21 protein-coding genes are annotated in these 25,041 nt (G+C 71.7%); 15 read left to right on the forward strand and 6 right to left on the reverse strand.

Features of this window, described 5'->3' with window-relative positions:
* Positions 1 to 130: 130 nt before the first annotated feature.
* The 12 genes from mraY (at position 131) to ABD120_RS27370 (ending at position 13,764) form a co-directional block, all read left to right on the forward strand.
* Positions 131 to 1,186 (forward strand): phospho-N-acetylmuramoyl-pentapeptide-transferase, encoded by a 1,056-nt coding sequence (gene mraY / locus ABD120_RS27315; protein ID WP_343952966.1) that lies wholly within the window; start codon positions 131 to 133, stop codon positions 1,184 to 1,186.
* 62 nt (positions 1,187 to 1,248) lie between these two features.
* Positions 1,249 to 2,625 (forward strand): UDP-N-acetylmuramoyl-L-alanine--D-glutamate ligase, encoded by a 1,377-nt coding sequence (murD, locus tag ABD120_RS27320; protein WP_343952967.1) that lies wholly within the window; start codon positions 1,249 to 1,251, stop codon positions 2,623 to 2,625.
* On the forward strand, positions 2,622 to 3,938 hold the full coding sequence (gene ftsW, locus ABD120_RS27325; protein WP_343952968.1) for a putative lipid II flippase FtsW: 1,317 nt from the start codon (positions 2,622 to 2,624) through the stop codon (positions 3,936 to 3,938). The genes murD and ftsW overlap by 4 nt, the downstream gene beginning before the upstream one ends.
* 13 nt (positions 3,939 to 3,951) lie before the next feature.
* The gene (murG, locus tag ABD120_RS27330) at positions 3,952 to 5,028 is read left to right on the forward strand and encodes an undecaprenyldiphospho-muramoylpentapeptide beta-N-acetylglucosaminyltransferase (protein ID WP_343952969.1); all 1,077 of its coding nucleotides are present in this window, start codon (positions 3,952 to 3,954) and stop codon (positions 5,026 to 5,028) included.
* Complete coding sequence (gene murC / locus ABD120_RS27335) at positions 5,025 to 6,428, forward strand: UDP-N-acetylmuramate--L-alanine ligase (RefSeq protein WP_343952970.1); 1,404 nt, start codon at positions 5,025 to 5,027, stop codon at positions 6,426 to 6,428. The genes murG and murC overlap by 4 nt, the downstream gene beginning before the upstream one ends.
* A complete protein-coding gene (locus tag ABD120_RS27340) occupies positions 6,425 to 7,087 on the forward strand; it encodes a cell division protein FtsQ/DivIB (protein WP_343952971.1) in 663 nt (220 codons plus the stop codon). The genes murC and ABD120_RS27340 overlap by 4 nt, the downstream gene beginning before the upstream one ends.
* Before the next feature lie 442 nt (positions 7,088 to 7,529).
* Complete coding sequence (ftsZ, locus tag ABD120_RS27345) at positions 7,530 to 8,954, forward strand: cell division protein FtsZ (protein ID WP_343952972.1); 1,425 nt, start codon at positions 7,530 to 7,532, stop codon at positions 8,952 to 8,954.
* Positions 8,955 to 9,132: 178 nt separating this feature from the next.
* Positions 9,133 to 9,828, forward strand: coding sequence for a YggS family pyridoxal phosphate-dependent enzyme (locus ABD120_RS27350; protein WP_343952973.1), 696 nt, complete (start codon positions 9,133 to 9,135; stop codon positions 9,826 to 9,828).
* A gap of 118 nt (positions 9,829 to 9,946) precedes the next feature.
* The gene (locus ABD120_RS27355) at positions 9,947 to 10,450 is read left to right on the forward strand and encodes a cell division protein SepF (RefSeq protein WP_343952997.1); all 504 of its coding nucleotides are present in this window, start codon (positions 9,947 to 9,949) and stop codon (positions 10,448 to 10,450) included.
* 83 nt (positions 10,451 to 10,533) lie between these two features.
* Positions 10,534 to 10,824 carry a YggT family protein gene (locus tag ABD120_RS27360; RefSeq protein WP_343952974.1) on the forward strand — a complete coding sequence of 97 codons (291 nt, stop codon included), beginning with the start codon at positions 10,534 to 10,536 and terminating at the stop codon, positions 10,822 to 10,824.
* Between the two features lie 105 nt (positions 10,825 to 10,929).
* Positions 10,930 to 11,793 (forward strand): DivIVA domain-containing protein, encoded by an 864-nt coding sequence (locus tag ABD120_RS27365; protein WP_343952975.1) that lies wholly within the window; start codon positions 10,930 to 10,932, stop codon positions 11,791 to 11,793.
* A 27-nt stretch (positions 11,794 to 11,820) separates the two neighbouring features.
* Entirely contained in the window at positions 11,821 to 13,764 is a 1,944-nt protein-coding gene (locus ABD120_RS27370; protein WP_343952976.1) for a hypothetical protein, read from the forward strand.
* A gap of 276 nt (positions 13,765 to 14,040) precedes the next feature.
* Here ABD120_RS27370 and ileS read toward each other — a convergent pair whose 3' ends face one another.
* Positions 14,041 to 17,175: an isoleucine--tRNA ligase gene (gene ileS, locus ABD120_RS27375; RefSeq protein WP_343952977.1), complete on the reverse strand. Its 3,135-nt coding sequence runs from the start codon at positions 17,173 to 17,175 to the stop codon at positions 14,041 to 14,043.
* A 431-nt stretch (positions 17,176 to 17,606) separates the two neighbouring features.
* On the opposite strand from ileS, the gene ABD120_RS27380 reads away from it, so the two are divergent.
* From ABD120_RS27380 to ABD120_RS27390, 3 genes are read left to right on the forward strand one after another with little or no spacing between them, the layout of a single operon-like run.
* The gene (locus ABD120_RS27380; RefSeq protein WP_343952979.1) at positions 17,607 to 17,996 is read left to right on the forward strand and encodes a TraR/DksA family transcriptional regulator; all 390 of its coding nucleotides are present in this window, start codon (positions 17,607 to 17,609) and stop codon (positions 17,994 to 17,996) included.
* Positions 17,960 to 18,529 carry a signal peptidase II gene (gene lspA / locus ABD120_RS27385; protein WP_343952981.1) on the forward strand — a complete coding sequence of 190 codons (570 nt, stop codon included), beginning with the start codon at positions 17,960 to 17,962 and terminating at the stop codon, positions 18,527 to 18,529. The genes ABD120_RS27380 and lspA overlap by 37 nt, the downstream gene beginning before the upstream one ends.
* The gene (locus ABD120_RS27390; protein ID WP_343952983.1) at positions 18,526 to 19,455 is read left to right on the forward strand and encodes an RluA family pseudouridine synthase; all 930 of its coding nucleotides are present in this window, start codon (positions 18,526 to 18,528) and stop codon (positions 19,453 to 19,455) included. Before lspA ends, ABD120_RS27390 begins: the two co-directional genes overlap by 4 nt.
* Positions 19,456 to 19,513: 58 nt before the next feature.
* Here the strand turns inward: ABD120_RS27390 and ABD120_RS27395 are convergent, their stop codons facing one another.
* From ABD120_RS27395 to ABD120_RS27415, 5 genes are all read right to left on the reverse strand, one after another.
* On the reverse strand, positions 19,514 to 19,825 hold the full coding sequence (locus ABD120_RS27395; RefSeq protein ID WP_343952985.1) for an AzlD domain-containing protein: 312 nt from the start codon (positions 19,823 to 19,825) through the stop codon (positions 19,514 to 19,516).
* Positions 19,822 to 20,484 carry an AzlC family ABC transporter permease gene (locus ABD120_RS27400; protein WP_343952986.1) on the reverse strand — a complete coding sequence of 221 codons (663 nt, stop codon included), beginning with the start codon at positions 20,482 to 20,484 and terminating at the stop codon, positions 19,822 to 19,824. Before ABD120_RS27400 ends, ABD120_RS27395 begins: the two co-directional genes overlap by 4 nt.
* Before the next feature lie 17 nt (positions 20,485 to 20,501).
* Positions 20,502 to 21,341: an AraC family transcriptional regulator gene (locus ABD120_RS27405; protein ID WP_343952987.1), complete on the reverse strand. Its 840-nt coding sequence runs from the start codon at positions 21,339 to 21,341 to the stop codon at positions 20,502 to 20,504.
* Between the two features lie 32 nt (positions 21,342 to 21,373).
* A complete protein-coding gene (locus ABD120_RS27410; RefSeq protein ID WP_343952988.1) occupies positions 21,374 to 23,320 on the reverse strand; it encodes a serine/threonine-protein kinase in 1,947 nt (648 codons plus the stop codon).
* Positions 23,321 to 23,549: 229 nt separating this feature from the next.
* Positions 23,550 to 24,923, reverse strand: coding sequence for an amino acid permease (locus ABD120_RS27415; protein WP_343952989.1), 1,374 nt, complete (start codon positions 24,921 to 24,923; stop codon positions 23,550 to 23,552).
* Positions 24,924 to 25,041: the final 118 nt, after the last annotated feature.

Genomic DNA, 25,041 nt, shown 5'->3' on the forward strand with positions numbered 1-25,041 from the left:
ACGTCCCCGACGCCGAGGCGGCGGCGGCCCAGCTCGCCGCACTGCTGCGGCCCGGCGACGTGGTGCTCGTGAAGGGCCCGCGCGCCATGTCCCTCGAACGCACCGCCGAGATCCTTCTCGGAGGCGACCGGTGACCAACATCATCGTGGCCGGCGCGGTGGGACTCATCCTGTCGATGCTCGGCACCCCCCTCGCGATCAGATTGTTCGCCCGGCGCGGCTACGGCCAGGAGGTCCGCGACGACGGCCCCCAGGCCCACCTGAGCAAGAAGGGCACGCCCACGATGGGCGGCGTCGTGTTCGTGCTCGCCAGCCTCCTGGCCTACGGCGCCTCCCACCTGGTCATGTTCGAGGAGCCGACGGTCTCCGGGCTGTTGGTGCTGTTCCTGATGACCGGGCTCGGCGCGGTCGGCTTCCTCGACGACTTCATCAAGATCTTCAAGCAGCGCAGCCTGGGCCTGCGCAGCGGTGCCAAGGCGCTCGGCCAGCTCGTCGTGGGCGCGGTCTTCGCCGTCCTGGTCACCGGGCAGGCCAACGTCTACGGCATCACCCCGGCCGAGACCCGCCTGTCGTTCCTGCGCGACTTCGGCCCCTCCTCGATCGGCCTCATCGGCTTCACCATCTGGGTCCTCGTCATGATCGTCGGGTTCTCCAACGCGGTGAACCTGACCGACGGCCTCGACGGCCTGGCCAGCGGCGCCACGGCGGTCGTGCTCGGCGCCTACGTGCTCATCGGCAACTGGCAGCTGCGCAACAACTGCATCGACCAGCTCGGCCCGAGCTGCTACTGGGTGCGCGACCCGCTCGACCTGGCCGTGGTCGCCGCCGCCGTGCTCGGCTCGCTGATCGGCTTCCTGTGGTGGAACGCCCCGCCCGCCAAGATCTTCATGGGCGACACCGGCTCGCTGGCGCTGGGCGGCGTGCTCGCCGGCCTCGCCATCACGACCCGCACCCAGCTCCTGCTGATCATCCTGGCCGGCCTCTGCGTGATGATCACCATGTCGGTGATCATCCAGGTGGGCTTCTTCAAGATGACCGGCAAACGGGTCTTCCGCATGGCGCCGCTGCAGCACCACTTCGAGCTGAAAGGCTGGGCGGAGACCACGATCGTGGTCCGCTTCTGGCTCATCGCCGGGCTGTGCGCCGCCCTTGGGCTCGGCCTGTTCTACGTGGAATGGATGCCCTAGCGGCGGGGCACCGAGTGAGGCGCGAAGGCGGCCGTGCGGCCGAGGGTGTGGGGGGAAAGCAGATGACGAGCGGTCTGACGTGCGTCGCCGGCCTCGGGGTCTCCGGTACGGCCGCCGCCAGGGTGCTGGCCGGGCGCGGCGAGCGCGTCGTGGTCCTGGAGGCCGTCGAAGGCGACAGGCAGCGCGCGGCGGCCGCCGAACTCGCCCGGCTCGGCGTCGAGGTCCGCTTCGGCGCCTCGGCGCCCCCCGAGGGCACCACCCGGTTGGTGACCACCGGCTGGGCCCCTCATCATCCCCTCGTCGCCGCCGCCCTCGACCGGGGCGTCGAGGTCGTCGGGGAGGTGGAGCTCGCCTGGCGGCTGCGCCCCGGGCAGGCCGCCCCCTGGCTGGCGCTGACCGGCACCAACGGCAAGACGACCGCGGTGCGCATGCTCACCTCCATCCTGGCCGCCGCCGGGCACCGGGCGCTGGCCGTCGGCAACGTCGGCGTCCCGGTGGTCGAGGCGGTGGGCGGCCCGTACGACGTGCTCGCCGTCGAACTGTCGAGCTTCCAGCTCCACTGGTCGAGCACGCTGGCACCGCAGGCGGCCGCCGTCCTCAACGTGGCTCCCGACCACCTCGACTGGCACGGCTCACTGGAGGCGTACGCCGCCGCCAAGGCCCGCGTGTTCGAGCGCGCGGGCACGGTCGTCTACAACGCCGACGACGAGATCGCGGCGAAGCTGGCCGAGCCGCACGCCGGGCGCAAGACCGTCGGCTTCACCCTCCAGGTACCGCGCGCCGGGCAACTCGGCGTGGTCGAGGACCTGCTCGTCGACCGGGCCTTCTGCCCCGACCCCGTCCACGCGGCGGAGGAACTGGCCACGCTGGCCGACGTGCGGCCGTTCGCGCCGCACAACGTCGCCAACGCGCTCGCGGCCGCCGCGCTGGCCCGCGCCCACGGCGTCCCCGCCCGGGCCGTACGGCAGGGCCTGCTCGACTTCGTCCCCGACCCGCACCGCATGGAGTTCGTCGAGCGGGTCGGCGAGGTCGACTACGTCAACGACTCCAAGGCCACCAACCCGCACGCCGCCGCCGCCGCGCTGGCCGCCTACCCGTCGATCGTGTGGATCGCGGGCGGCCGGCTCAAGGGCGCCGACGTCGAGGACCTGGTACGGCGGGCGGCGCCGAGGCTGCGCGGCGCGGTGCTGCTCGGCGCCGACCGGGCGCGGATCGCCGAGGCGATGGCGCGACACGCGCCGAATGTCCCCGTCGTCGACGTCGCCGGGCAAGACACTGGGGTCATGGACCGCGTCGTCACCGAAGCCGCTGCGCTCGCCTCCCCGGGAGACACCGTCTTGCTCGCCCCGGCGGCGGCCTCCCTGGACATGTTCGACGGTTACCCGGCGCGGGGGGAGGCCTTCGCCCGCGCCGTCCACGAGCTGGGGCGGCGCGGATGAGCCTCACCGCGCAGGACCGCCACGGCGAGGAGCCGGGCAAGGACGAGGTCAGGAAGGGCACCGGGCCCGTCGAGGGGCCGGCCGTGTGGGCCAAGGAGCAGCTCGGCGGCCTGCGCGAGCTGCTGGACAAGCCGCTCACCACCCGCTACCTCATCCTCGGCTGTGTGGCGCTGCTGCTGACGCTCGGGCTCATGATGGTCCTGTCGGCCTCCAGCGTCGAGGCGCTGATCAAGACCGGCAGCCCGTTCTCGTGGTTCATCAAGCAGTCGCTGTCGGCGGCGCTGGGCCTGCCGGTGATGTGGGTGTGCTCGCGGCTGCCGTACCGGTTCTTCCGGTGGGCGGGCTACCCGCTGATGGCGCTGTCGATCATCGCCTTGGTGATGGTGCTGTTCATCGGCTCGGCCGAGCTGGGCGCCCAGCGGTGGCTCTACGTGGGGCCGCTGACGATCCAGCCGTCGGAGCCCGCCAAGCTGGGGCTCGCGCTGTGGGGCGCCGACCTGCTGGCCAGACGCGCCAGGCAGGGGCGCATCGAGTGGCGGCAACTGCTGATCCCGCTGCTGCCCGGCACGGCGATCCTCGCGGTGATGGTCATGCTCGGCCGCGACCTCGGCACCACCCTGGTGCTCCTGATGATCTTCCTGTCGCTGCTGTGGGTGGTCGGCGCGCCGCTGAAGCTGTTCGGCGGCATCCTGTCGGTGGCGGTGCTGGCCGCCATCATCATGATCAAGGTCGAACCCTACCGGATGCGGCGCATCAGCGCCTTCCTCAATCCGTGGGCCGAGGCGCAGGGCGCCGGGTACCAGGCCGTCCAGGGACAGATCGCGATGGGCTCCGGCGGCTGGTTCGGGCTCGGCCTCGGCAGCAGCCGCCAGAAATGGAGCTGGCTGCCCCACGGCGAGAGCGACTTCATCTTCGCCATCCTCGGTGAGGAGCTCGGCCTCATGGGCACGCTGATGGTGGTGACGCTGTTCGGCCTGCTCGGCTACGCCGGCCTGCGGGTGGCGACCCGGGTCAAGGACCCCTTCATCCGCCTGGCCTCGGCCGCCGTGGTCGCGTGGATCGGCGGGCAGGCCATCGTCAACATGGGCGCCGTCATCGGCGTGCTGCCCATCACCGGCATCCCGCTGCCGCTGGTCTCCTACGGCGGCTCGGCCCTGCTTCCGACCCTCGCGGCGCTCGGCATGCTGCTCTCGTTCGCCAAACACGAACCGGGAGCGCGCGAGGCTCTGGCCGCTCGTGGCCCCGGACCGGTCGTCAGGGCTCTAAGCTGGCTGGGCCTGGGGGGAACGAGCAAGGGCCGAGCGAGACGTTAGGGAGTGACCGATCATGAGGGTGGTCCTCGCCGGTGGCGGGACGGCCGGGCACATCGAGCCGGCGCTGGCTCTGGCGGACACGCTGCGCGGCATCGATCCGGGCATCGGCATCACCTGCATGGGTACCGACCGCGGACTCGAGTCGCGGCTGGTTCCGTCCAGGGGCTACGAACTCGAACTCGTGCCCGCGGTGCCCCTGCCCAGGGCGATCACCCCGGCGCTGCTGACGATGCCGGGCAGGCTCGCGGGCGCGGTCAACGCCGCGGCGGCGGTGCTCGACCGGACCAAGGCCGACGTGCTCGTCGGCTTCGGCGGCTACGTCGCCACACCCGCCTACCTCGCGGCCAAGCGGCGCGGCGTGCCGATCGTGGTCCACGAGGCCAATCCGCGCCCCGGCCTCGCCAATCGGCTGGGCGCCAAGCTGACCGACCACGTCTACACCGGCAGCCCCGAGTGCTCCCTGACCAAGGCCGCCTACATCGGCACGCCGCTGCGGCGCGAGATCCTCGCGCTCGACCGGCTGTCCATGGGCGACAAGGCGCGCTCCTGGTTCGGGCTGCAGACCGACCGGCCCACCCTGCTCGTCTTCGGCGGCTCGCAGGGCGCCCGCTCGATCAACGAGGCGATGCTCGGGGCCGCACCGGCGCTGCGCGCGGCCGGGGTGCAGGTGCTCCACGCGCTCGGCCCGAAGAACACCGTCGACCGCGAGCCGCCGCCCGGCGACCCGCAGTACGTGCTGCTGCCCTACATCGACCGCATGGACCTCGCCTACGCGGCCGCCGACCTCGCCCTGTGCCGCAGCGGCGCGCTGAGCTGCGCCGAGCTGACCGCGATCGGGCTGCCCGCGGCGTACGTGCCGCTGCCGCACGGCATCGGCGAGCAGCGCATCAACGCCGAGCGCATCACCGTGAGCGGCGGCGGCCTGCTGATCGACGACGCCGACCTGACATCTGATTGGATCATCCAGAACGTGCTGCCCATCCTCAACGACCCCGAGAGAGTCGCCGCGATGTCAGACGCCGCCGCGGGGCTCGGGCTGAGGGACGCCGACACGGTGCTGGCGAGGAAAGTCATGGAGATTGCCCGATGAGTCTTGTGAAGCTGGTCGACCCGGTCGCGGCCGAGGAACTGGGACGGGTGCACTTCATCGGCATCGGCGGCGCCGGCATGTCGGGGATCGCCCGCATCCTGCTCAAGCGCGGCGTCCGCGTGACCGGCAGCGACGCGCGCGTGTCCGACCTGGTCGGCGAGCTGCGCAGGCTGGGGGCGACGATCCACATCGGCCACGCGGCCTCCCACGTCAAGGACGCCGACACCGTCGTGGTCTCCACGGCGATCCGCGACTCCAACCCCGAGCTCGGCGAGGCGCTCAAGCGCGGGCTGCGGGTCATCCCGCGTGCCGCCGCGCTCGCCTCGGTGATGGCCGGGCGCACCGCGGTCGCCGTGGCGGGCACCCACGGCAAGACGACCACCAGCTCGATGCTGACGGTCGCGCTGCAGAAGAGCGGCGCCGACCCCTCCTACTGCGTGGGCGGCCAGCTCGTGACCACCGGGCTCGGCGCCGACGAGGGCGCGGGCGAGGTGTTCGTGGCGGAGGCCGACGAGAGCGACGGCTCCTTCCTCATGCTGGCCCCCGACATCGCGCTGGTCACCAACGTCGAGGCCGACCACCTCGACAACTACGGCGACCCCCGCGCGGTCCACGACACCTTCAACCGGTTCGTCGAACGGGTGGGCTCGCTGCTGGTGCTCTGCGCGGACGACCCGGGCTCGGCGGCCCTGGCCGAGGTGGCGCGGCGGCGCGGGCTGCGGGTGGTGACCTACGGCGAGTCCGGCGACGACTACCGCGTGGCCGGCATCCGGCCCGACGGGTTCGGCATCCGCTTCACGATCGAGGGCAGGGGCGAGGTCAGGCTGGCCGTCCCCGGGGCGCACAACGCGCTCAACGCCACGGCGGTGGTGGCCGTGGCCGACGCGCTCGGTCTGCCGTTCGAGGAGATCAGGGACGGCCTGGCGGCCTTCACCGGCGCCAAGCGCCGCTTCGAGGCCAAGGGCGAGGCAGGCGGCGTCGCGGTCTTCGACAGCTACGCCCACCACCCGACCGAGCTGGTCGCCGACCTGCGCGCCGCGCGCGACGTGGTCGCCTCCTACTCCGGCGACGGCCGGGTCATCGCCGTCTTCCAGCCGCACCTGTACTCCCGCACCCGGTTCTTCGCCGACGAGTTCGGCGCCGCGCTGGCGCTGGCCGACCACGCGATCGTGCTCGACGTCTACGGCGCCCGCGAGGACCCGGAACCCGGGGTGTCCGGCGCGATGGTCGCCGGGCGGGTGCCGCTGCCCGCCGAGCAGGTCGACTACGCGCCCGACAAGGCCGACGTGCCCGCGATCGTGGCCGAGCGGGCCCGGGCGGGCGACATCGTCCTCACGATGGGCGCGGGCGACGTGACCGAGCTCGGCCCCCGGATCGTCGCGGAGCTGTCCGCGCGGTGAGGGCGCGCACGGCGTTCATCGGGCTGCTCACGGCGGGGGTGGTGGGCAGCACGGTCTGGCTGGTCTTCTTCTCGCCGGTACTGGGCGTGCGGAGTGTGGAGATCGTGGGAAATCTCACAGTCCCTGCCGACCAGATCCGCCAGCAGGCCGCGGTGGCCTCCCTGCACCCCATGGCGACCGTCGACCTGGCGGGAGTCGAGAGCCGGGTGCTCGGCATCAAGCAACTCGAAGGGGCGCGGGCCGAGCGGGTCTGGCCGTTCACGCTGAAGATCTCCGTCGAGGAGCGCACCCCGGTCGCCTGGGTGCTGGTCGGCGGGCGGACGGCGCTGATCGACATGCAGGGCGTGGTGATGGACGTGCGCGCGAACGCGCCGGCCGACCTGCCCGCGCTGCGGGTCGAGCGCCCAGAGCGGGGCGACCCGGCGATGATGGCGGCCCTGCGCGCGGTGGGCACCCTGCCGGAGAGCCTGGCGGGCAAGGTCAAGCAGGTACGGGCGCCGACGGCCGAGAGCATCGAGTTCGGCCTCAACGACGGCCGCACGGTGATCTGGGGCGGCGCCGACCGCCATGAGGACAAGGCACGCGTCCTGCTGGCGCTGCTCAAGCGCAAGGCGGACCTGTACGACGTGTCCTCGCCGGACGTCGTCAGCCTCAAGTGAGCCGGTACGGCGAAGCCGCCCGCCAGGCCGGGCGGGGCCGATGCGGACAGGCCCCTCACCTGCGACGCTCCCGCCGCAACGCCGTCCGCTGGTCCTAACGCGGTGCTGGGGCGTTCTTCCGGACGCGTCCTTGAGAAGAGGGGGGCCGGGGTTTGGGGCACGGGTGGCCGATGGGGGAGCCGGGACGTGAGAGTCTTGGAGGCGGGCCGAATGCCCGGCCCGATAAGGGGTCGGGAACGAATAGGGCAGCCGCGACACGCCGGACGTGCTTGCGGCGCGGTTAGTTGACCGGCCCGGAGCGAAACTCCTACTGTCCGTATCAATCCTCAGGTTGACATAAATCTAAATCTCAACTTGAGGTTGAGAGTTACTCGAACCATGAATCAGCGGATGAGAATCCGCACCGAAATTGCAAGTCTAACGAGCGGAAAGGCCCCTCGTCGTGGCAGCACCGCAGAACTACCTCGCGGTCATCAAGGTCGTCGGCATCGGCGGCGGCGGAGTGAACGCCGTCAACCGGATGATCGAAGAGGGACTCAAGGGCGTCGAGTTCATCGCGATAAACACCGACGCCCAGGCGCTGCTGATGAGTGACGCCGATGTGAAACTCGATGTGGGCCGCGAACTCACCCGCGGCCTGGGCGCGGGCGCCAACCCCGATGTCGGCCGCAAGGCCGCCGAGGACCACCGCGAGGAGATCGAGGAGGTGCTCAAGGGCGCCGACATGGTCTTCGTCACGGCAGGGGAGGGCGGCGGCACCGGCACCGGCGGCGCGCCCGTCGTCGCCAACATCGCCCGTTCCCTCGGCGCGCTGACCATAGGTGTGGTCACCCGGCCCTTCAGCTTCGAGGGCCGCCGCAGGGCCTCCCAGGCCGAGGCCGGGATAGAGACTCTGCGCGACGAGGTCGACACCCTGATCGTGATCCCCAACGACCGGCTGCTGTCGATCTCCGACCGGCAGGTCAGCGTCCTCGACGCCTTCAAGGCGGCCGACCAGGTATTGCTGTCCGGTGTCCAGGGCATCACCGACCTGATCACCACGCCCGGCCTGATCAACCTGGACTTCGCGGATGTGAAATCCGTCATGTCCGGCGCGGGCTCGGCGCTCATGGGCATCGGTCACGCCCGAGGCGACGACCGTTCGGTGGCGGCGGCCGAGATGGCGGTCTCCAGTCCGTTGCTCGAAGCCTCCATCGACGGCGCCCACGGCGTGCTGCTGTCCATCGCGGGCGGCTCCGACCTCGGCCTGTTCGAGATCAACGAGGCCGCCCAGCTCGTGTCGATGGCCGCGGCCCCCGACGCCAACATCATCTTCGGCACGGTGATCGACGACGCCCTCGGCGACGAGGTGCGCGTCACCGTCATCGCGGCCGGCTTCGACGACGTCAGCCCGGTCGAGAAGGCCGCCTCGGCGGCGCCGAAGACCCGGCCCGCCGCGTCCGCGCCGGCAGCGCCGATCTCCTCGCCCGTACGGCCGAGCGCCGTGCAGTCGCCCAGCGTCAAGGCCGAGCCGCCGCGCGCCGAGCCGGTCAGGCCGGAGCCGGTGCGCGCCGAGCCGCCGGCCCGCCCGGACCCCGTGCCGTACTCCCAGTTGCGCGCCGAGCCGATGCGGCCGGAGACCCGGGTGGAGCCCGCGCGGCCGGAGCCGGTCCGCCCGATCGAGCAGGCCGCCCCGCTGGGCGCCCCGGTCGCGGACACCCTCGACGAGGAGCCGCCCGCGCCGGTGTCGATCCCGCGCCCGGCGCCCGAGCAGCCCAACCCCCCCACGCCGATCAGCTCGCGCATGGGAGCCGAACAGGGCAAGCGCCGCCCGGTGGTCTTCGAGGACCCGGAAGAGGAACTCGACGTCCCCGACTTCCTCAAGTAGGACCAGCCGTCACGCCCGCGCCGCTTGCGGCGCGGGCGTGCTGGTGCCCGGGGGACGAGCGACCGAACTCTCGCGTGACTCCCGGGCGGCCGGCCGCGCGGGGCTGCAGTAGCGTGGAGCCCCGCACCGGGTACGGCCGGTGTCCTCGGTAAGGAGAGAACGAACGTTGGGGTCGGGTGTGGACAGAACGGCCGAGATCGGGGCCAACCTCAAGGCCGTCGAGGCCCGGATCGCGGCGGCCTGCCAGGCGGCGGGGCGTGGGCGGGCGGAGGTCACCCTGGTCGCGGTCACCAAGACCTACCCCGCCGAAGACGTGCGGATCCTCGCCGGGCTCGGCGTCCGCGACGTCGGCGAGAACCGCGACCAGGAGGCCGCGGTGAAGGCGCGCGAGTGCGCCGGGCTGCCGCTGCGCTGGCACTTCGTCGGCCAGTTGCAGACCAACAAGGTCCGCTCCGTCGTCGCCTACGCCGACGTGATCCACTCGGTGGACCGCCCTCGGCTGGCCGAGGCGATCTCCCGTGAGGCGGTCAGGGCCGGGCGCGAGGTCACCTGCCTGCTGCAGGTCGCCCTCGACGACGACCCGGGGCGCGGCGGCGTCCGGCCCGCCGACCTGCCCGCGCTGGCCGACGCCGTCGCGGCGGCCGGCGGGCTGGTGCTCGGCGGCGTCATGGCGGTCGCTCCGCTGGGGGAGGAACCGGGCAAGGCGTTCGCCCGTCTGGCCGAGATCTCCCGGTCCGTGCGCGAGCGTCACCCGGGCGCGGCCATGGTCTCGGCGGGTATGAGCGGCGATCTGTCCGAGGCCGTCGCGTGCGGTGCGACACACGTGCGGATCGGTACGGCGTTGCTCGGTCGCCGCAAGCCCTTCGTCAGGTAATGTCCCCTCAAGTGGGTCTTAGTAGAGGTCGATCCGCGGTGAGCTTCAAGGGGGTGTGGCTACCGCCTCGGGTTCCCGCCCGAGCGAGTGCGACCATGAGCAGGAGGACGACGTAGCGATGGCCGGCGCGATGCGCAAGATGGCGGTCTACCTCGGTCTCGTGGAGGACGACCGCTACGAGAGATATGAGACGTACGGGGACTACGACCCTCCGTACGAGGAGGATGGCCCGCGAGCCGGTGACGAGCGTGCCGTGGCGGTCCAGGATCGCGACGACGACACCGACCCCGGTGTCCCCGCGCCGAGGCCCGCCACGACGGTCCTGGAGCGGCGCACGACCGATCTGGCCCGGATCACCACGCTTCACCCGCGCACCTACAACGAGGCGCGTACGATCGGAGAGCACTTCCGCGACGGCACGCCCGTCATCATGAACCTCACCGAGATGGTCGACAGCGACGCCAAGCGGCTGGTCGATTTCGCGGCAGGTCTGGTCTTCGGCCTACATGGCAGCATTGAACGTGTTACCAACAAGGTGTTCCTGTTGTCCCCTGCCAATGTCGAGGTGACCGCCGAGGACAAGGCCCGAATCGCGGAACGCGGGTTCTTCAACCAGAGTTAGAGTCTCTGTATGCCAATCGAACCTGACCGGGTCTCGCCGAGACTTCCGGGAGGGCTCACCAGAAGTGGAGGCGCGGCTCGACCGTGGGGATCGTAGGTCAGATCTTGGTCATCGTCCTGGGCCTCTACCTGGTGTTGCTCATCGGTAGAATGATCTTTGAGACGGTGCAGGCGTTCGCTCGCCAGTGGCGTCCTTCCGGCGTCGTGCTCGTGGTCGCCGAGGCCACATACACCGCAACCGACCCACCTCTCAAGTTCCTTCGCCGTTTCATTCCTCCCCTCCGGTTGGGTACGGTGGCCTTTGACCTGAGCTTCACTGTCCTGTTCATCGTGGTGCTGATCCTCCTCCAGCTCGCTGGATCGATAGCAGCGTGATGACAGCCGGCCGAGGTCGGGTCATGATCCAACTCGTGTCCGCGCTGAAGTGATTCGGGCCTGCTCCCTCCGGACCGGCCCCAAGCGCGCCAAGGAGACCAAAAGATGCCGTTGACGCCCGCTGACGTGCGGAACAAGCAGTTCAGTACCACCCGGCTACGACCGGGTTACGACGAGGAGGAGGTCGATGCCTTCCTCGACGAGGTGGAGGCTGAACTCGACCGCCTGATTCAGGAGAACGAGGAACTCCGCGCCAAACTGGCCGAGTGCATGCGCGGGAAGGTGCCCGGCGGCATGAACATGCCCATGGCCTCCGCCCCCGTGCAGGAGCCCAAGGCCGAGATGCAGCTGCCCCCGCAGCCGGAGCCCATGCGGGCCCCCGAGCCGCAGCCCCAGCCGCAGCCGGTCCCCGTCGCGATGAACATGCCTCCTGCCGAGGACAACATGGACACTGCGGCCCGGGTTCTCGCCCTCGCCCAGCAGACCGCCGACCAGGCCATCGCCGACGCCCGGCGCGAGGCCGAGGAGACCGTCACCCGCGCCCGGCGCGAGGCCGACGACATCCTCACCAAGGCCCGCCGCCAGGCCGAGCAGGTCATCGGCGACGCCAGGGCCCGCGCCGAGACTCTTGAGCGCGACGCCCAGGAACGCCACCGTCAGGCCATGGGCTCTCTCGTCCAGACCCGTGACGAGCTTGAGCGCAAGGTCGAGGAGCTGCGTTCCTTCGAGCGCGAGTACCGCAGCCGCCTCAAGCTCTACCTGGAGAACCAGCTCGCCGAGCTCAACGTCTCCGCCGAGGGCTCTGGCGGGTTCCCCGTCATGTCCGGCGGTCCCGGCGCGCCCTCGATGTCGCACGCCGTCCCGCAGAGTGGCCAGCAGCAGTTGCCCGGTGGTCCCAGCCCGTTCGGCGGAGAGGCCCCCCAGGGTGCCTTCCCCGGCGGCGAGGGCCCCCACAACGACCGTCGCTAAGGCAGCCACCCCGAAAAAGAGCCCCCTGTGATCCTTCTCAGTGCTGGTCTGGTGCTCGCGGCGGTCGTGTTGCTGATCGCGGGCTTCGTGCTGGCCAAGCCGTACCTGATCATGTGGTCCATCGTGGTGAGCGTGCTCTCCGCACTGTTCCTCGTGATCGGGGCCTTCTTGCGGCGCAACGAGCTGTTCCCCGGTGCTCGTGCCGGGGGAGAGGCGACCCCTCCCGGTCCCGAGCCGGGACCGCCGCAGCAGCCGAGCCAGTCCCGACCCAGCCCGGCTCCCGTGGGAGCGCCGTCCGGTGCCGGTCCACGGACCTCGGGCCAGACGGCGACCGTACCCGCGCCGGCTTCGCGCCGATCCGCAGCGCGCGGGATCTCCCCGGACTCCATCGTCCTGGTGATCCCCGGTCGTAAGCGCTACCACGTTCCGGGATGCCGTCAGCTGAGCGGACGGGGTCACGAGGAGCTCACCTTCGAGGAGGCGCGCGAGGAGGGGTTCACGCCCTGCACCACGTGCCTGCCCGACGCGGCGCTCGGCGGACGGCAACTGCCGCCTGCCGCCGACTCCGAGCCCGACGCGCCGCACCGCCCGGCGACCTCGCCGGTCCTCACGCCCACCCGGGCCGAACCGCCTTCCACCGCGACCACGGCGACCGCCGCGACCCGTGACCAGCGGCCACCGGCTGCCACCTCGGCGCCGAAGCCCGCCGGTCCGGCCCCCGGCGCCGCCCCGGAGGCCGCGACCTCCCCGGGCTCCGATCTGCCCGGCGGCTGGTTCGCTCCGGCACCCGACTCCGGGCCCTCCGGCACGTCCGGGCCCTCCGGCACGTCCGGGGCAGTTCCGTCCGGTACCGGCTCTCCGGTCGCCGAACGGCCGGGCGCCGTCACTTCCGATCCCGCAGGGTCAGGCGCCGCCGATTCCGCGGCGTCCGATGCCTCTGGATCCTCCGGCGCCTCTGATTCCGGCCCGTCCGGTTCCCCGCTTTCCGGTTCCTCCCCGTCCCGCTTCGACGCGTTCGGCACCGGTCCGGCCGCGTCGGCGCAGAGGTCCGGTTCCGAGCCGAAGGCCGGTTCCGGCTCCGCCGCAGAGCGTGGACCGGGATCCGCGTCCCCGTCGGCGTCCCCGTCATCGGCAGCGTCCGCGAAGGGCTCTTCATCGCCCTCGGTGGCCAGGCCCGAGTCCTCGCGGGAGTCCGGTCCTCAGCCGACCGGCTCGTCCGCGCCGGACCCTCGCCGCTCCGACCTCGCCGACGAGCCCGACGACTCCGACACCCGGCCCAACCTGCCCCGCATCGTCGTGGGAGACGGGCCGCCTCCGCGAGGCGAGTCCGCCGCCGACGCCGTAGGCGCCACAGGCGCCGCGAGAGGCGCTGCCGCCACAGGTGCACCGGCATCAGCTGCGAAGCCCTCAGCGTCGCCCTCAGCGCCCGCCAGGGCGAGTGAGCGACCCGCCGACGCGAAGCCGCACACCGGCAAGCCCGCGCGCGATTCTTCCGACCGGCCGTCGTCCGACCGGCCGTCGTCCGGGCGGGCGGCCTCCGGGCGGACGTCCTCCGACCGCAAGTCCTTCGACAGGCCGTCCGGTGCGCGGACCTCTCCTGCGGGTCCGTCCGCAGAGCGGCCCTCGACGGGTGCCGCCTCCCGAACCGGTGCGTCGGGCGGCACGGCGGCCGGAGCCGCCTCCACGTCCGCCGATCCGACGCCCGGCGGCTCGGGCAAGGACTCCGGTGGAGGTGGCGGCCGGGTCGAGGCCGCCGCTTCCGGCGAGGCCCCTGCCAAGGGCGACGCCTCGCGGACCCGTCCGGACACCGTCAAGGTCATCGTGGGCACTCGCCGCTACCACAGCACCGCCTGCCCGCTGATCGGCGCGGCAGGTGAGACGGGCGTGGAGACGATGACCCTCGCCCAGGCGGAGGCCGCCGGGCTCACGAAGTGCTCGGTCTGCCAGAGCGACCACGAGCCCGCCGGCTGACCGGCCGACCACCCCAGAACGCCGAACGCGGCCCTCTCCGATCGGGAGAGGGCCGCGTCTCGTCTCACCGGCCCGACGACTCGCTGGTTCACCGGCCCGACGGCACGCTCGTCTCACCGGCTCGACGGCCCGCCGCCAGAAGTCCGGGTCAGCCGCCGGGATCCGGTCGAGTCCGCGGAAGCCCGGTCTTCACGGAAGCCCGGTCTTCGTGTAAGTCCCGGCAGCCTTCGTGGTCGTGTCCGCCGGGCCCGCTGTGCGTGCGGGCCCGGCGGACAGTCAGGCGCGGCGCAGTTGGAAGGTCAGGCCCAGGCCGGTGTCCTCGACGACGGGCAGGCCGGGCTCCGCGCCCTCCGCTATCGAGGTCGCCAGGACCTCCTCGGCCACCAGCGCGCCGCCGTCGCGCAGCGCCTCGGCCAACTCGGCGGAGGAGGCCGACCACCACAGCGAGATCCGGTCGGTGATCTCCAGCCCGCTGCTCTTGCGCGCGTCCTGGACCAGCCGGATGACCTCCCGGATGAGCCCCGCGCGCCGCAGCGCGTCGGTCATCGCGAGGTCGAGCGCCACGGTCTCACCGGTGGCGGTGCCGATCGCCCCGGTCTCGACCGCCCAGCCGGCGCGGGGCTGCTCGGTGACGATGACCTCGTCGGGCCCGACGGAGACCGGTCCGAGCTCGCCGGCCGTAAGCGTCGCCGTACCGCCCGCGCGAAGGACCGGGGCCAGCGCGGCCGGGTCGGCGGCGGAGACCGCGGCGGCCACGAGCTTGGTCTGCGAGCCGAACCGCTTGCCGAGCGCCCGGAAGTTCGGCTTGACCGTGTAGGACACGAGGTCGGCGCTGTAGCCGGACATGTCCTCGATCTCCTGGACGTTCAGCTCGTCGGCGATCAGCTCGCGCAGCTCGGCGGGAAGCGACGGCCACTCGTGGGCGCCGACGAGCGCCCGGCCGAGCGGCTGCCTGGTCTTGACGCCGGAGGCGGCCCGCGCGGAACGGCCCAGCTCGACGAGCCGGCGCACCAGCGCCATCTGCCGGGACAGCCGGGGGTCGAGCAGGTCCTCGCGCACGGTGGGCCAGGCGGTCAGGTGCACGGAGGGGGGAGCGTCCTCGGTACGGAGCACGTCCCACAGGTAGTCGGTGACGAACGGCGTGATCGGCGCCATCAGCCGGGTCACGGTCTCCAGGCACTCGTACAGCGTGGCGAACGCCTCGGGCGAACCCTGCCAGAAGCGGCGCCGCGACCTGCGCACGTACCAGTTGGACAGGTCGTCGAGGAAGTCGGCCAGCCGGCGGCCGGCGCGCACGGTGTCGTAGTCGTCCAGCGCCGCGCTCACCTCGGCCACCGTGCGGTGGAGCTCGGCGAGCGCCCAGCGGTCGATGAGCGGCCGTTCGCCCTCGGCGCTCGCGCCCGGCTTCCACCCGGAGGCGTTGGCGTAGAGGGTGAAGAACGAGGCGGTGTTCCAGTACGTCAGCAGGACCTTGCGGACGATCTCCTCAAGGGTGCCGTGGCCCACGCGCCTGGCCGCCCACGGCGAGCCCGCGCAGGCCATGAACCAGCGCAGCGCGTCGGCGCCGTGCTGGTCCATCAGCGGGACCGGCTGCAGTACGTTGCCGAGGTGCTTGCTCATCTTGCGGCCGTCCTCGGCGAGGATGAGCCCGAGGCACAGCACGTTCTCGTAGGAGGAGCGGTCGAACACCAGCGTGCCGACGGCCATGAGCGAGTAGAACCAGCCCCGGGTCTGGTCGGTCGCCTCGCAGATGAACTGCGCGGGGTAGACGCCCTCGGGCTCGCCGCGCGCGCCCCACTGGGCGAACGGCATGGCGCCGGAGTCGTACCAGGCGTCGATGACGTCGGGCACGCGGCGGGCGGTGGCCCCGCAGGAGGGGCAGTCGAGGGTGATGTCGTCGACGTACGGGCGGTGGGGGTCGAGCGCGGACAGCTCGCGTCCGGCGAGCGCGCCGAGCTCCTCCAGCGAGCCGACCGCGGTGACGTGGGAGTCGTCGTGCTCGCACACCCACAGCGGCAGCGGCGTGCCCCAGTAGCGCGAGCGCGACAGCGACCAGTCGACGTTGTTGCGCAGCCACTCGCCGAACCGGCCCCACTTGACCGATTCGGGGTACCAGGAGGTCTTCTCGTTCTCGGCGAGCATGCGGTCCTTGACCTCGGTGGTACGGATGTACCACGAGGGGAGCGCGTAGTAGAGCAACGCGGTGTGGCAGCGCCAACAGTGCGGGTAGCTGTGCTCGAAGTGGCCGCCGCGGAACAGCAGCCCGCGCGCCTTCAGGTCTGCCGTCAGGCGTTCGTCGGCGTCCTTGAAGAACGCCCCGCCGACCATGGGCACATCGTCGAGGAAACGGCCGTCGGGGCCGATCGGGTTGACGACCGGCAGGTCGTAGCGCTTGCAGACGGCGAGGTCGTCGGCGCCGAACGCGGGCGCCTGGTGGACCAGGCCGGTGCCGTCCTCGACGGTGACGTAGTCGCCGAGCACGACGAAGTGCGCGCCCGGGATGTCGACGAGGTCGAAGGGCCGGGAGTAGGAGGTGCGCTCCAGCTCGCGGCCGGTGAAACGGGCGAGCTCCGCCGCGCCCTCGCCCAGCACCGCGAGCAGCGGCTCGGCGACGACCAGCACCTCGCCGTCGGCGGTGCGGGCGGCGACGTAGGTGACGTCGGGGTGGACGGCGACCGCGGTGTTGGACACGAGGGTCCACGGCGTCGTGGTCCAGACCAGCAGCGACGCGCCCAGCTCGCGGAGCGGGCCCGAGGTCGCGGGCATGCGCACGTACACCGACGGGGAGGTGACGGTCTCGTAGCCGCCGGGCTGGCCGAGCTCGTGGTCGGACAGGCCGGTGCCGCAGCGCGGGCAGTACGGCGTGATGCGGAAGTCGCGGAACAGCAGGCCCTTGTCGTGGATGACCTTCAGCGACCACCAGACGGACTCGACGTAGGAGGGGTCCATCGTGCGGTAGGCGGTGGACAGGTCGATCCAGTAGCCCATCCGCTCGGTGAGCTCCTCGAAGGCGTCCACGTGGCGCAGCACGGACTGGCGGCACCTGGCGTTGAACTCGGCGATGCCGTACGCCTCGATGTCCTTCTTGCCCGACAGGCCGAGTTCCTTCTCGACGCTGACCTCGACGGGCAGGCCGTGGCAGTCCCAGCCGGCCTTGCGCGGCACGCTGAAGCCGCGCATGGTCTTGTAGCGGGGGAACAGGTCCTTGAAGACGCGGGCCTCGACGTGGTGGACGCCGGGCAGGCCGTTGGCCGTGGGCGGGCCCTCGTAGAAGACCCAGGACGGGTTGCCCTCGTTCTGCTCGACGGAGCGCTCGAAGACCTTCCCGTCGCGCCAGCGGTCGAGCACCTCACGCTCGAGCGCGGGCAGATCGACCTGCGCGGGAAGAGAGCGGAAATAAGGGGACGACATCTCGGGCGGGACCTCCACGCTGGTCAGCGGCTGACAGTGCGCGAAGGGACGAAGCCCGGCGGGCTCCGCGGTACCACCCTTCTTGGCCCCGATCCGGGGCCCTCTTCGTTTCTTCTGCTGCCGGTTCTAGTGAGCTCTCGCCGAGCCGTTCTTCCGGCGGCTCCGGGGTGATATCCCTCACAGTCGGGGCCCCATCGATGCCTTGCAGGCTCAAACCATAACGCAGAGCGGAGCGAAAGACTTCCCTGATTTCGCGCGACGGGGTCCGGGCCCGGTAAAGGAGCCGCAATGGACGTTCAAGGTCAGGAGTCGAAAGGCCGGGGCGGGATAGTACGGGAGGGGTAAACCCTGCGGCGGGTCGTTTGCCGATCCGTTATCGGGCACCTAAGCTGCCCGCACCGTTCAACACCTTGATCAGCTGGGAGGCAGCCATGGCGGCAGTCACGCAGACCGCAACGCCGGCGATGTGGTCGGAGAAGGAGCTGGCCGAGGTCCGCGAGACCCTCCAGACGGAGATCGACTCCCTCAACGCCGACATCCTCCGCCACGAGATGGAGATCGCCTCGGGCGACGTCACCCAGGGCGCGGGCGACGACCAGGCGGACGCCGGGGCCAAGACGTATGAGCGCGAACGCGAGATCGCCCTTACCCTGAATGCGCGTGACCTGGTCGCGCAGAACGAGCGGGCGATCGCCCGGATCGACGCAGGGACCTACGGAGTGTGCGAATCGTGCCAGAAGCCGATCGGGAAGGAACGCCTTCAGGCGTTCCCGAGGGCGACGCTGTGCGTGACCTGCAAGCAGCGGGAGGAACGCAGGTAGGGCGCAGGCTCCCGCTGCTGCTGGGCGGGCTCGCCCTCGTCATCTACGCCGCCGATCTGGTCACCAAGACCATCGCGCTGCGGACGCTGGAGCACGAGCCCGTCCACGTGGTGATCCCCGGTGTGCTGCAGTTCCGGCTGATCTTCAACTCGGGCGCGGCCTTCAGCATCGGCACCGGGATGACGTTCGTCTTCACGATCATCGCCGCGGCCGTGGTGGTCGTCATCATCCGTACGGCCCGCAAGCTGAACAGCCTGCCCTGGGCGATCACGCTCGGCATGATGCTCGGCGGCGCACTCGGCAACCTCACCGACCGGCTGCTGCGCTGGCCCTCCGGTTTCGGCCGCTCCACCCAGTTCCAGGGGCACGTGGTCGACTTCATCGAGGTCCTGCCGGGCAACTTCCCCCTGATCGACTACTTCCCCGTCTTCAACATCGCCGACTCCTCGATCGTCTGCGGCGGCATCCTCGCGGTCATCCTGTCCTGGCGCGGCCTGAACATCGACGGGACCAGAGAGGCGGCCAAGAAGTGAGCGAGACGCGCACCCTTCCCGTTCCCGACGGCCTGGAGGGCGAACGGCTGGACGCGGCGCTGTCGCGCCTGTTCGGCCTGTCGCGCACCCGCGCCGCCGAGCTCATCGGCGCCGGGGACGTGCTGGTCGACGGCAAGGAGGCGGCCAAGTCCGAGCGTGTCCACGCGGGCGCCTGGCTGGAGGTCACGCTGCCGCCGCCGGTCGCCGCGCCGATGCCGGTGGCCGAGCCGGTGCCCGGCATGACGATCGTCTACGAGGACGACGACATCGTGGTGGTCGACAAGCCGATCGGCGTCGCCGCCCACCCGACCGTCGGCTGGAGCGGCCCCACCGTGATCGGCGGCCTGCTCGGCGCCGGCCACACCATCGCCACCAGCGGCGCGGCCGAACGGCAGGGCATCGTGCACCGCCTCGACGCCAACACCACCGGCGCGATGGTCGTCGCCAAGAGCGAGCACGCCTACTCCCACCTCAAGCGCGCCTTCAAGGAGCGCACGGTGGACAAGCGCTACAACGCGCTCGTGCAGGGGCATCCCGATCCGTTCAGGGGCACCGTCGACGCGCCCATCGACCGGCACCCGGCCGGCGACGGCCGCTGGGCCGTGGTCGCGGGCGGCAAGGAGTCGGTCACCCACTACGACACCGTCGAGGCGTTCAGGGCGGCCAGCCTGCTCGACATCAAGCTGGAGACCGGCCGCACCCACCAGATCCGGGTGCACATGGCCGCGCTGCGCCACCCCTGCGTCGGCGACCTCATGTACGGCGCCGACCCCACGCTGGCCGCCCGCCTGGGCGTCACCCGGCAGTGGCTGCACGCGGTGTCGCTGGCCTTCGAGCACCCGGCCACGGGCGAGTGGACGTCGTTCTCCACGAACTACCCGGACGACCTGCAGAAGGCCCTCGACCTCGTGCGCGCGGAGTCCTGACCCCGCGCGCACGGCGGGCGGGTGCGAGCTTCACCCCATGGTCGCCGCGCCCGCGGCCTCAGCCCGTGAGCAGCCGCAGGACGGCCGTCACCGCGGCGGCCGAGGCCAGCACGGCGAGGAACGGGGCCCGCAGCAGCAGCGCGGCCACGGCGGCGGCGAGCCCGGCCGTACGGGGGAGGTCGATGTCGAGGCGCCCCTGCGTCGTGAACATCTGCACCGCGATCAGCGCGGCCAGCAGCGCGACCGGGACGAGTTCGGCGAACCGGTGCACCACCGGGTGGTCGAGCACCCGGCGCGGGGCGGCCAGTCCCGCGAGCTTGAGCGCGTAGCAGCCCGCGCACAGGGCGGCGATGGCCCACCACAGCGTCATCGCATCATCACCACCAGGACGGCGGCGGCCGACAGCAGCACGGGCACGCCCGGCGGCAGGAACGGGGTGGCGGCCAGCGCGATGGCCATGCCGGTGAGCGCGACGGTCCGCAACCTGGGCTGCTCGCGCAGGCGCGGCCACAGGATCGCGAGGAACGTGGCCGGGCCGACGACGTCCAGGCCGAGCATGCCGGGGTCGCCGAGCGAGGAGGTGCCGAGCGCGCCGGCGAGCGTGGTGAGGTTCCAGGTCACGTACAGGGTGAGGAACGTCGTGGTGAAGCCGGTGCGGGCGCCGTCTCGGGTCGGCTGGGCGAGGGCGACCGCCGTGGTCTCGTCGATGACGCCGTGGGCGGCGGCCAGGCGGCGAGGGCCGCGCGTGTCCAATAGGTCGGCCAGGCGCAGGCCGTACAGGGTGTTGCGGGCGCCGAGCAGCAGCGCGCCCGCCGTGGCCGCGAGCAGGTCGCCACCCGCGCCGACGGCGCCCGCGAGCGCGAACTGGGAGGCCCCGGTGAAGGCCAGCAGGCTCAGGACGCACGCCTGGGCCACGTCCAGCCCGGCGGTGACGGCGGCGGCGCCGAAGGCCACCCCGGATAGGCCGACCGCGAGGCCGACGCCCAGCCCGTCCCGGACAGCGGAGGAACGGGGAGTTGTCTGTCGCATGGGATGGAACGGTAGGGTCAGGCGCCTTCGCCGGTCTTGTACGTTCCTGCGGCCCGCTGGTAGGCGGCGGGCGGCACACCCACGATGCGCTTGAAGTGCCGGTTCAGGTGGGACTGGTCGGTGAAGCCCAGTTCGGCGGCCACCAGGGCGGGCGGCCGTCCGGAGTCCAGGAGGGTGCGCGCCCGCCTGACGCGCAGCGAGGTCAGCCACGCGTGCGGCGGCAGCCCCGTGCGCGCCTTGATGGCCCGCAGCAGCGGGAACGGCCGCGCCCCGACGGTCTCGGCGAGTTCCTCAAGGGACGGCGGGTCCACCAGCCGCTCCCGCAACACCTCCAGCGCCTGCTCGACGGCGTGCTCGCCCTGGTCGGCGACGGGTACGGCGCCGAAGGACCGGCTGGCGTGGCGGGTCAGCAGCCGCGCGAAGAAGGTCCGCATCAGCGTCGAGGCGGTCAGGTCGTCGCCGCGCTCGGCGGCCAGGTGGGTGCGCGCCAGCAGCCGCGCGAGCGCCGGGTCGCGCACCACCTGCTCGGGGAAGAACGGCATCCCGTACGGCAGCGCCAGCTCGGCCGCGACCGCCGCCAGCGCCTCGCCCGTCGGGTAGAGCATGCGGTAGGCCCATCCCGACGGCACGCCCGCGTGCCCGGTGTGCACCGTGTCGGCGTTGACCAGCACGATCTCGCCGGCGCCCGCCCGATGCAGGGCGCCCCGGTTGTGGAACTCCTCGACGCCCTCGACGACCAGGCCGATCGCGTACTCGGCGTGCGTGTGCCGGGTGAACCGGTGGGTGACGTAGCGGGCCTTGAGCAGGTCCACCTCGGGCACCGCCGGGTGCCGCCAGAAGCTGACCTTCTCCCTCATACTCTGCGAAAATACCCGACGGTTGGTCGAACTTACTTCTTGGGCACGAAGGTGGCGGCGAAGGTGTCGAAGAAGTGGAGGTCCTTCTTCCACCTGCTGGCCAGGTTGTGCCAGTAGATGGAGTAGCCCATGCCGCCCTTGGTGACGAAGCCCCTGTTGCGCACCCTGGTCTTACCGGTGTTGGTGTTCCAGGTGAACTCCCAGTCGGCGGCGGCCTCCATGTAGTCCACGGCCTTGATGTGGATCTTCTTGTAGCCGCCGTAGCCGTACTTCGCGCTCTTCTCCTGCTGCTTCCAGTCCTTGACCGGGTCGGGCCCGGCCTTGTCGATCTGGTCGATGGAGACGAAGGCGTTGGACCCGGCGCCGGGTCCCCGGAAGAAGATCTGCCTGCCCTCGCGCTTGAACTCGTCCCAGCCCTTGGGCAGGGCGAGAGAGAAGCCCGACTTGTCCTTGTACAGCTTCCAGCCCGCAGGCACCTTGGGGTCGCTGTCCGACGGGGTGGGCTTCGGCTCCGCGGGCGGCGTGGACGGTTCGGGGTCCGGTTCCGCCGGTTCGTCGTTCTCGGTCGCCTTCGGTGCGGGCGGTCTGCCGTCCGGCTCCGCCGTCGTGTCGGGACTCACGTACATGTCCTGGTCGTCGGGCGCGGAGGTCAGGCCCAGCCAGCCGCCGATGCCGCCGACGAGGATCACGGCGGAGGCGACCGCGACGATCGGCCAGATCTTCCGCTCGCCGCCGCGCGAGCGCATGGTCGGATCGCCGGTGTCGGCGCCACCGCCGAACATGCCGGACAGGTCGCCCGGGTCGCCGTCCCGCTCGTCCGCCACGGCGGGCAGGTCGCCGGTCACGGGCCGCGCGGGCGGCGGCGGGTCGGGCCAGGACTGCACCGAGGGCTGCACCCGGGTGCGCGGCGGCGCCTGGAACGCCGTTCTGGGCGCCGGTTCCGGCGTCGCCTCCGGTACGGGGATCTTCACGCCGGTCTGCGGCAGCGGCGAGAGCGGGCGCAGGCTCGGATCGGTCGGGGTGTCGTCCTCGACGGGCGGGAGCGGTGCGGGCTGCTGCGGGCGGGGCCGCGCGAGGGGCGGGGCAGAGGGACGGCCGGCAGGCAGGACGGGCGGTTTGAGGACGGCGACGGTCGCGGCCGGCGTCTCCGGCTCGGCAAGGACGACGACCCTGCGCAGCAGCCGGGCGGTCTCCTCGTACGTCAGGCGCTGCACCGGCTCCTTGACCAGCAGCCCCTCGATCACCGGCGTCAGCGGCCCGCCGTTGCGCATGGGGTCGGGTTCGTCGGTGAGGACGGCGTGCATGGTCGCCAGCGCCATGCCCCGCTCGTGCGGCGAACGGCCCTCCACAGCCGTGTACAGCGTCGCGCCGAGGGCCCACAGGTCGGACTCGCGGCGGGCGGGCAGGCCCTTCAGCCGCTCCGGGGCGATGAACGCCGGGGTGCCCGCCAGGCCCGTCATGGTGAGCTGGGTCTCGGTCTCCAGGGTGGCGATGCCGAAGTCGGTCAGCACCACGCGGCCGTCGTCGGCCAGCAGCACGTTCTCCGGCTTGACGTCGCGGTGCAGGACCCCGGACTCGTGGGCGCGGTGCAGGGCGTCGAGGACGGCCAGGCCGATCTCGGCCACGCGGGCGTGCCGCAGCGGGCCGTCCTGCTTGATCACGGCGCCGAGCGAGCGCGACTGGACCAGCTGCATGACGATCCAGGGCCGGTCGTCCTCCTCGATCACGTCGTGCACGACGATCACGTTGGGGTGCTCGAAGCGTGCCGCCGCCCGCGCCTCGCGCATGGTGCGCCGGTTCAGGAGCTGGACCTCGTCGCCCAGCGCGGCCGCGTAACGGACCTCCTTGACCGCGACCGTGCGGTCGAGGAGCTCGTCGTGGGCGCGCCAGACGATCCCCATCCCACCCCTGCCGATGGGCTCCTGCAGGTGGTAGCGGCCGGCGATGCGGCGACCGCCCTGCTTACGATCCGACGTCAACGGCCTCAAATCCTCCTCTAGGCCAAGAAATACTCCCATAGCGAGGGATCAACGGCGACTTGCGGGAAGGCCACTCCGTCCTGCGACAGCGGCACTCCGGCAGGTGGGGGCCAGGGCCGGGAGTCCCGACACGGCTCGACGGCCCGCGTGTTGCCACGCGGGCCGCTGGGTAACTTCGGACCACCTTCGTGTGACTCGTGGAACTAAAAGATGGTTTGGGGTTTTAGCGTTATTTTTCCGATTGAGTGGCCCGGTCGCGGCGCCGCGACGTGATCCGCCACCCGATCGCGATCCCCGCCGCGAGGACCGGGATCAGGAAGAAGGCGATGCGCTGGTCCTCGTCGGCGAAGGGCATCAGCACCACGATCAGCGCCAGGAAGCCCAGCGTCAGCCAGTTCGTGTACGGCGAGCCCGGCATGCGGAACGTGGACACGTGCCCCTGCTCGCGCAGCCGCAACTGGCAGAACACCAGCGTGCCCCACGTGGTGATCACCCCCAGTGACGCGACCGCCGTGGCGATGTTGAAGGCCCGCTCGGGCACGAAGTAGAACAACGCCACCCCCGCCAGGAACACGGTCGCGGTCATCAGGATGCCGCCGATCGGCACGTGGCGCGGGCTCAGCTCCGCGGTGAACCGGGGCGCCTCGCCCTTCAGCGCCATCGAGCGCAGGATCCGGCCCGTGGAGTACAGGCCGGAGTTGCACGACGACATCGCCGCCGTGATCACGATGAGGTTCATGGCGTCGCCCGCCCACGGCACCCCGATCCCGGCGAAGAACGTGACGAAGGGCGAGGTGCCCGCGCTGTAGGCCGTCCAGGGCAGCACCATCCCCAGCAGGAGCACCGAGCCGACGTAGAAGAGCCCGATGCGCCACACGACGCCGTTGATCGCCTTCGGCATCACCCCGCGCGGGTCCGCCGTCTCGCCGGCCGTGATGCCGACCAGTTCGATCGAGGAGTAGGCGAAGACCACGGCCTGCAGGCTCATGAGCACGACGCCGAAGCCGTTGGGGAAGAACCCGCCGTGGGCGACCAGATTGGCCGGGGTGGCCTCGCCGACCGTGAACAGCACCGCGCCCAGGCCCACCACCAGGAAGGCGCAGATCGCCAGCACCTTCAGCATCGCGAACCAGAACTCGAGCTCGCCGAACAGCCGTACCGACAGCAGGTTGACCACCAGTACGCAGCCGAGCGCCAGCAGCGCGGTGATCCAGGTCGGGAACTGCGGCGCCCAGCGGTGCACGTACGTCGCGATCGCGGTCAGCTCGGCGATGCCGGTGAACGCCCAGTTGATCCAGTACATCCAGCCGCTGGTGAAGGCGGCCCACGGGCCCACGAACTCGCCCGCGTACTCGACGAAGGAGCCGGACGTCGGCCGGTACAGCACCAGCTCGCCCAGCGCCCGCATGACGAAGAAGGCCGCGATGCCCGCCGCCGCGTACGACAGCACCAGCGCCGGGCCCGCCGCCTCCAGCCGCCCGCCCGCCCCCAGGAACAGCCCGACGCCGATCGCGCCGCCGATCGCGATCATCTGCACCTGCCGGTTGCCCAGCGCGTGCGTGTAGCCTTCGTCCGTCTGCGCCACGTGATCTCCCGTCGTCATCCCGTCACCGTGGGTAGTCGTGACGATATCCGCGCCGGTGGGGAGACTCGCTGATTTGGCGGGTGTCGCGAGGCCGCGCCGAACTGTCGGCCCGGCACACTAGAGTCGGACGCGCACA

Source organism: Nonomuraea longicatena (assembly GCF_039525605.1).
Classification (GTDB): Bacteria; Actinomycetota; Actinomycetes; order Streptosporangiales; family Streptosporangiaceae; genus Nonomuraea; species Nonomuraea longicatena.